This window comes from Streptomyces sp. NPDC034099, assembly GCF_055575415.1.
Map to the genome: position 1 here is coordinate 1 of NZ_JBVISR010000034.1, position 7,759 is coordinate 7,759.

General features: G+C 65.5%; 3 protein-coding genes and 2 pseudogenes. All 5 read left to right on the forward strand.

All coding sequences use genetic code 11. From position 1 onward, the window contains the following. Positions 1 to 302 precede the first annotated feature (302 nt). A pseudogene (locus ACZ56V_RS39390) lies at positions 303 to 515 on the forward strand (MFS transporter); the annotation flags it as partial. 3,091 nt (positions 516 to 3,606) lie between these two features. Further along, positions 3,607 to 4,533, forward strand: a complete 927-nt coding sequence (locus tag ACZ56V_RS39395; protein WP_468948744.1) for a ParA family protein — start codon at positions 3,607 to 3,609, stop codon at positions 4,531 to 4,533. Then, positions 4,530 to 5,180: a hypothetical protein gene (locus ACZ56V_RS39400; RefSeq protein ID WP_468948746.1), complete on the forward strand. Its 651-nt coding sequence runs from the start codon at positions 4,530 to 4,532 to the stop codon at positions 5,178 to 5,180. Before ACZ56V_RS39395 ends, ACZ56V_RS39400 begins: the two co-directional genes overlap by 4 nt. 480 nt (positions 5,181 to 5,660) lie before the next feature. After that, positions 5,661 to 6,512 carry an alpha/beta hydrolase gene (locus ACZ56V_RS39405; RefSeq protein WP_468948748.1) on the forward strand — a complete coding sequence of 284 codons (852 nt, stop codon included), beginning with the start codon at positions 5,661 to 5,663 and terminating at the stop codon, positions 6,510 to 6,512. A 976-nt stretch (positions 6,513 to 7,488) separates the two neighbouring features. Beyond that, positions 7,489 to 7,605 (forward strand): annotated as a pseudogene (locus tag ACZ56V_RS39410) (Tn3 family transposase); the annotation flags it as partial. Positions 7,606 to 7,759: the final 154 nt, after the last annotated feature.

The window sequence follows — 7,759 nt, forward strand, 5'->3', positions numbered from 1 at the left end:
GCGACCACAGTTCATCCGACACGATCCACGGCCGCGACTGACGGTTTCCCATACCCAGACCTACAAGCAGAGCAGCCGACCGTCTCATGATCAGCCGCTTTTGTTAGAGCCAGTTAGTCCTCGCCCTACTCGGCCTAGCCTGGAACTCGGCCTAGTAGTACTTCGTTGGGTTCTGCGTGTGATGAGGAGCCAGCCGCAGGTAGTGCAGGTGCCGGTCCAGCACCTCAGCAGCTCCTGGAGTGTGTCCAGGACCTGGTAGAGGGTCAGGCCAGCATGTGGGCTTTTGGTCGAGCCGCCTCACACTGATGTCCGGCACCGCGATCATCACCGACATCGTCCCCCTCGTCCGCGGCGCCAAGACCCAGGGGCTGGTCGACGTCTCCATCACCATCGCGGGCGCCACCGGTGGGATGACCTCCGGTCTCTTGGTCGCCGCCACCGACTACCTGGTCCTCGTCCTCACCGGCGGCATCCTCTCCCTCGCCCTCCTGCCCACCGTGGCCGCCACCGACTAGCGCGGAACCTAGCTCCAGACCGATCCCACCCGATTCCGCCAAATAGTTCAATGCTCAATGACTTCTCTCAGAGCCTCTCAGAGCGCGAGGCGGCATTGCCGACCCGCGCCCTCTGAAGCCCCACCGGGCGGGGTCCGGGGCTGCGACCGACCGGGCCCCTGAGGCGGCGCGTCCGACGGGCCAGGACCGCCGGACGCGCCGCTGAGCCGGCGCCACTCCCCCTCACTGGGCCGACCTGGTGCCGCCGGCCAGGGAGCCCGTGCCGAGGCACACGGGCAGTCCGCCGACTCCACCCGCAGCGACGGTAGGCGCCCCAACCAGGCTTGCGTGGCTTCCGCCCCACGCCGTTTGAGGCGAGATACGGGGCGTCAGCTGCGCGCAGTCGCGTCCACGCCCGTGCCGGTTGTGGAGGCATGTTCACGCGCGTCCTCGCTGCATGACTCCCCCGGCTCTGGGTGCTCACCGACGTCGGCTGTCGCTTGCGATAGCGCATTCGGCAAGGCATCTGTCGCACGGGTGGGCCTCGTGGCTGAAGAGTGGCCGGACGACCGCGGAAGCGGCCGGGACGTGCCACCCGTGGGGTGGCACGTCGTGCGGGCGAGGAACATTCTGCCTACCCTGTTTGAACGCACGGGGCGCCACGGAGAGCGACGGGTAGCTTCTGAGACGGGCTCCAACGGGCACCCCGCACGGCACGGTGTCGGGCAGTGGCCTGCGGACCTCCTTCGCCCGTTGGGCTGATCAATCGTCATGTCATGTTCTGCTTCGCAGCACCATCCTCGCGTGCAGGTGGTGCGGCTCCCGGGGTGGTCTGGATCGATCCAGTGGTTGCTCGGGCCGACCTGGCCGGCCACGGGAACGTCCGCGGATGGGAGCGGGAGCTGTCCCGCAGGCGGTCAGGGTACGGGTCGCCGGAGGCCATTGGCTGCCTGCGGTTCACAGCGGCCTCGTGCACCGAAGTCGCCAGCGCCTATCGCCTCAGATGACAGGTCTTCGGCTGCAACGGCGACGGTGGAGTCCCCACTGTCAGGCCCGGACCGTCCAGCGACCTGGCCCGCACAGATCGGCGACCAGCGAGGTTCGTAAAGGTCGGCCGGGTAGGAGCAACTGCTGGGAAGGCCGACGCACTCGAAGCATGCGGACGCTCGCCGGTAGCCGCTATCCGCTATTCAGCTCGGCCTTGAGCTCGCACCCAGTCTTCACTCTCCAAGGGCATGCTTCCCCAGCGGAGGGGAGCGCTGTGGCAGTCAGCACGGCGCACAGGTGGCCATCTAGTGTGCGCGGCTTCAAGCACGCATTGCTTGGCCGGTGGGGAGTAGTCATTGCGGTAGTGAAGCTGAGTGCAGCTCTCTTCGTGCCGCTTCATCCAAGATCTGACGAGGCCTGAAGGCACCGGAAGAGCGAGTGTTCGGGGACTCAGGCACTGGAGACCTGCTGGTCATCGACGCAGCGCGAGTACTGGCACAACGTGGTGCACATCCACGAGGCCAAGCAGTCAACGGCAAGCACTATCGCACCCCCCTGCTATTCCCGGATCAGGTGCAGCATGCTGGACTATCCGCTATTAGCACCTCTAGGGTGGAGCCTGCTAGAGAGCCCATATAGGCCACTTGACCTGGGAGAACAAACAAGGTCGCAAACATGGGAGCAAGCTTGCAGGCAAATGTGTGCACGGGCCTGACCCATCACCCTGGTCGAGGTGTGTGTCACGATACTTCTCCCCACTTCGATAGATCCCCGGAAAGCAACTTGAGTCATTACCTGGTCAATGGCACTGGCATGCGCTTGTGTGGACGTCAAGTTGCAAACCTGGTTAGAAACGTGATGATCGGTCGGCATGTAGGCGCGGGTGGAAACAGGCATCGCGGTCTGAGTGGATGGTGGCTCGCAGGCGAGCTGGAGTGCCGGGAAGCAAGTCCAGGCATGAGTAGCTCTGGTGATGAGCAGGGGGACATGTATTCCTGTCAGGTTCCGTGCTTGCAAGGCTGCACGTGGTCCAGCGATGTGCGTCATCTCCTTGCGGGTCGACTTCCAAGCCGATGGAGCCACCTGCCAGCGCACTCCATGCAGGGCACGTTTCCACGCAGGGTTAGATACCTGTTCGTAGGCTGGATTCCGGGCGCGGGCGCGGGCGCGGGTGCTTACACAGGAGCGAGTCAGCAGAGAGGCCCGCTTGTAGCTCAGCCTGCATGCGGGACAGCTGATGAGGACGTCTACGAGACGGCGAGTCAGAGAGTTGACTGGAGTGCGGAATTGCCCGGAAACTGGCGTGCGGACCAGGTGAGTAGCACGACTGGCGGGGGAGTGGCACGCCGATGTGGCGGCTTGCCGGGACACTCGTCGCCGGGCTTGGTGAGGAACAGGGATTCAGGCGAGCGTGGCGATCGGCAGCGGGACCTGTCGACAGGCCCGCGTGCAGGGTTCGTGGGGTGCCGGTGGAACCGTCGGCCTCTCCGCACCGTCGCGCGCCCAGTAGAAAATGGATCGGTGGGCCGAATGGTGGGTCGGTACGGCTGATGGGTTGTCGGTTTGCTTCACGGTGCGATGCTGGGCACACCAGTGTGGGGGAGTGCGGGCCGATGTGCGGGCCGACGAGGTGGCGGGCCCTGTCGCCTGCGTGCCCCTCGGCGTCCGAGTCTGCTGCTTCGCGTGTCGGCGTACCCGTAGCGTGATCACCCTGCTAACCTGAGCATCGCTTTGTGTCACAACGTCGCTGGAGGTGAACGGATCTGTGGATGTAGCGGATGTGGACCCTGTTGAAATCACCACTGGTGGAGCAGTTGCTGAGTCGAGTTGTCAGACAGCAGGCAATCAAGCGAGCAGAGATGCGGGGTACCGCGTTGGAGTGCTATCACCCAACCCCTGGTTTACCTGCCTGGATGGCAAGTTGGAGGGCTCTGCCGCCTCCCGGGAGGGCGTTCTGGGGGGTCCTCGGCATCAGGGTCGAGCGTTTTGCGGCTCAGAATCGTTCTGAGAGAACTTTCGGCCGTGCAAACTTTGCCAAATGGGATGTATCGGCGTCTGGTCGTGCGCCAGCCTTCCCGCTTCCACCCGGGTCCCACCGGATCTGAACGACACTGAGAGAGGACCCATGGCCAGTCCCTTCGCGGCACCCGACAGCCAGCAGCACCTGCCCCAGATCCCGTGGGCCTCGCTGTCGCACATCTTCATGTTCGGCAACGGCAAGGGCGGTGTGGGCAAGTCGTCGGTGTCGGCCAACGCTGCGGGCAAAGCAGCTCGCAGCGGGCTTCGAACGCTCATCATCGACTGCAACGCACAGGGCAACATCGCGCGTGAACTCGGCTACAAGCGGGCTGAGTGGAACGACGGGGGAGCGGGGCTCCTCGAGTCCTTGCGCACCGGTACCCCCCTCACACCGAGGCGAGGCGTGAGGGAGAATCTGGATGTCGTCATGGGCGGTCCGGCGCTCGGCGACGAGTTCGGCATCTTCTTCCACACGCTGCTGGCGAAGGAAGGGCCGCACGCGTATCTGCGGCTGCTGATGTGCCTGTTGCCGATCGCACACGAATACCAGATCATCATTCTCGACACCCCGCCCGAGAATCCGTCGCTGCAGCGGCTCGCCCTCTCCACTGCGCGCTGGCTGATCATTCCGGTCAAGAGCGACGGAGGAGCCGAGGATGGACTCGCGCAGATCGGCCTGGAGTTCTCCTACGTCAGGTTCGTCAGCCAGCTCAACCCGCACCTGGAGCTTCTCGGCGTGCTGTTGTTCGACACAGGGCGGACCTACACGGGCATCCACGCCGACGTGCGGCGACAGGTTCACAAGGTGCTCGGCGAGGACGCCCACATGTTCAAGCACCTCATCGGGCACACGGAGTCGGTGGCACGCCTCGTGCGCAAGCGCGGGCTGCTGGTCCAGGAGCTGGCCGACCGGCGCAGGGAGGGTGATCGGACCATCCCTGAGACCGTCGAAGGATTGGTCTCCGACTACGAAGGATTCACCGAAGAGATGTTCGCCAGGGCACTCGAGCTGAGGAAGGAAGCAGCTGCATGACCCCGCCCAAGGGCAAGAAGCGCGTGGACGCGGACGACGAGCAGAGCATGTCCGACGAAGGTGTCGGCAATCTGTTCAGCGGAGGTGGAGGCGGCGGCTCGGCGGCCTCGTCGAGCGCGCTCGCCGGCTGGGCCACCCCGGCCCCGGCGCAGAGCCAGCCCGTAGCGCCGGTGACCCCGATGCCGACCCCTTTGGCCGCCCCGCCGGTGATCCCCCAGCCCGCCCGCGAGGCCGTACAGGAGCCGGATCATGTGCCCGAGCTCAACGACGCGGACACCGCGAAGCCCGTCGGCTTCTATGTGTCCCAGAACGTGGCGGCGCGGTTCCGCAAGTACCGTAAGCAGAACGACATCACGCACACGCAGATTGTGCTGATCGCCGTTGAGGCGGCCGCCGAGAGGGGACTCGCGCAGGTCGTGGATGACGCGCGACGCGCGCCCAAGTTCCAGTCGAAGCTGTTCGCCGTCACCGTCAAGCCAGACGACTCGGACCTGCGCGGCCTCGGCCCTGTTCAGCTGCAGTACAAGCCGACCAAGGCCCAGCGGGCGATCATCGACCGACTGGTGCGAGAGTCCGGTCTGCCAGACCACACCAAGTTCCTCGCAGCCGTGCTCGATCAGTTCCTTCCAGGACGCCGCGACGCGTGACGCCGTGGGGGAGAGGTGCCGGACATCACCGTGGAGGACGCACGGTCAAAGCCGCGTGACACGCGCTGCGTCCTCCGGGGTTGGACGTTCACGGACTGGTTCGTGGTGCTGATCGCCGGTCCCGGACAGGCCGGCCGGATCGGGGCCTGATGGAGTTCGTGACAGACCGTCGTCGAATCCCGTCGGCACCCCGGTCGACGTGTGTACGGGCTCGATCGACGGCCCTGTCCGATGGCCCGTCTGGGGGCCCACGTTCTTGGCCGGCCCTCTCGACCTCCCGCTGGCGTCGGCCGGACCGCGTGCGGGATGTGTGCGCCGTCACGACGACCGGAGGAACAATTCCCGCAGGCGGACCGTCCTACCTGTGACACGGGATCACGCCCGAAGTGCTGAGCACGCGGTGTCCGAGCGGCCGCCTGAGGTGTTGGCCCTCCTCGCCCTCCCGGCCGGACACGAGTGAGGAAGACGTTGAGTAATCCCATGCCTGTCATCCTGGTACACGGCTCCTGGCACGGCAGTTGGTGCTGGAGTCCCGTGGTCGAGCAGTTGGCTGCCCGAGGGGTCCCGTCGGTGGCGGTCGATCTCGATGGGCACGGACTGCGGAATCCCGCACCACGCGCCTACGGGACACGCCCGTTCGACAGGACGGCCTTCGATGTCGAGCAGTCACCGGTTGCACATGTCACCGCATCCTCCGCGGCGGCGGACCTCATGGACAGAATATGGATGATCGGCGGCGGCCGGCCCTGCCTTCTGGTGGCGCACAGCATGGGGGGAACCATCGTTACGGCGGTCTCGGAACTCGATCCGGAACTGGTGGGCGGGCTGGTCTACGTGGCCGGGTACGCTCCGGTGAGCGGATTGCCTGCCGGGGACTACAACTTGTGCCCAGAGATGTCCGGTTCCCACGTGCCGTCGCTTGTCGTGGGTGATCCCGCGGGGGTCGGCGCCCTGCGCGTCGACCCCCGCGATCCTGATCGGCGCGTCGAGATCAAGGAAGCCTTCTACAACGACGTCGACGATCGCACGGCGGACTCCGCGATCGATCTGCTCAGTCCGGACGCCCCCCTCCAGATACTCAGCGAGACTCTGACGGTCACCGAGCATCGCTACGGCAGCATCCCGCACGCCTACGTGGTCTGCACCCTGGACAACGCCATTCCTCCGGCGATGCAACGCCGCTTCGTCAGGGAAATCGATGCTGTGTCGGTCTCCCCGACCACGGTCACCGAACTCGAGGCGTCGCACTCTCCGTTCCTGTCCCAGCCCGCGGCTCTGGCCGCCGTCATCGCGGCCGCCGCCATGAATCCGTACGACCTCGTGGGGAACTGATCGGCGCGGTCGTACGACTTCTATAACGGCGGCTGGGTTTCCAACTGCCGCGAGTGGCTTGCGATCCGGTCGCTTCAGTCGCTCGGATCGATGCCGTTCCCCTGGTGTCGGCGATAGCTGACAGCTGGGCAACCGTTCCGTCAGGGGTGAGTCGCTGCCGGAGAAGACGAAAACGCCAGGTCAGTAGGGCACCGGGAAGGATGAAGCGACTCAAGCGACTGAAATCCGAGGTTTCCGGCGACGCCTCCGAGCTGCACGTCGCCGCTATTGGGAACTTCGGTCGCTTCAGTCGCTGTCTCGTGCATGCCACCTAGCAGCACGGGGTGAGCGTGGCAATGAGATCCGGAATCAATCCGGCGTTGGGGTGGCTCAGAGGCACACTCAACACCGGCGTCTCGACACCTGCCTGGTAGATGCAGATCATGCCGTTGGACAACTGCGCGGCCGCACGCGATGCCCTCCTGGTTCACCTTCACGCCGACGCCGACGGTCTCTCCGCTACGGCCCCGGACGACGAGACCGGTCAGCAATCGGGGCTCCAGGTATTGCCTGGTCAGGTTCACGAGGAACGTCCACTTCTCAGGCTGCTCTGCTCGGCGTCCTGACTCGTAGAAGCGCACGCGGAATACAGGGCCGCCGACGTACGGGTACCTGCCCACCGCGAACCCCCCATCTGCTGTCGTGGGTCGTCGGGTACAAGAAACGCTTCGTGGCGGTGTGCGTCGCGGTATAGCTGACCCATTCCACCTGATCGAGGGTGAGCGAGTACCTGCCGAAGGCGATCGCTTGTGGGTCGACGTAGAGACGTCTCCAGTCGTACCGGGTGTCAGGACCGGCACCGGGGGCTCAGCCGTCCCTTCGGAGGGGGGAGGGTGGCCGCCTCCGGTCCTGGTGGCGCCGGATGCCCTCGTTGTCGCGCTGGTGGCCCGCGGTGCCGAGCGGGGCGTGGAGGGATTCGCTCGGCATCCTGGACGCGATGTTCAACCTGGACGGGCCGGTCCGCCCGGAGATCGTCATCACTGATACCAGTTCGTACAGCGACCTGGTCTTCGGGCTCTTGGCGATCTGCGGCTTCCAGTCATCCCCCAGGATCGCGGACATCTCCGATGCGCGGCTGTGGCGCCTGGAAGTGTCCAGGGACTACGGACCGCTACCAACGAACCGTGGTCGGTGCTCGGCCAGAGCTTCGGTGGCATGTGCACCGTCACCTACCTCTCGTTCGCGCCCGAGGGCCTGCGCGAGGCAGT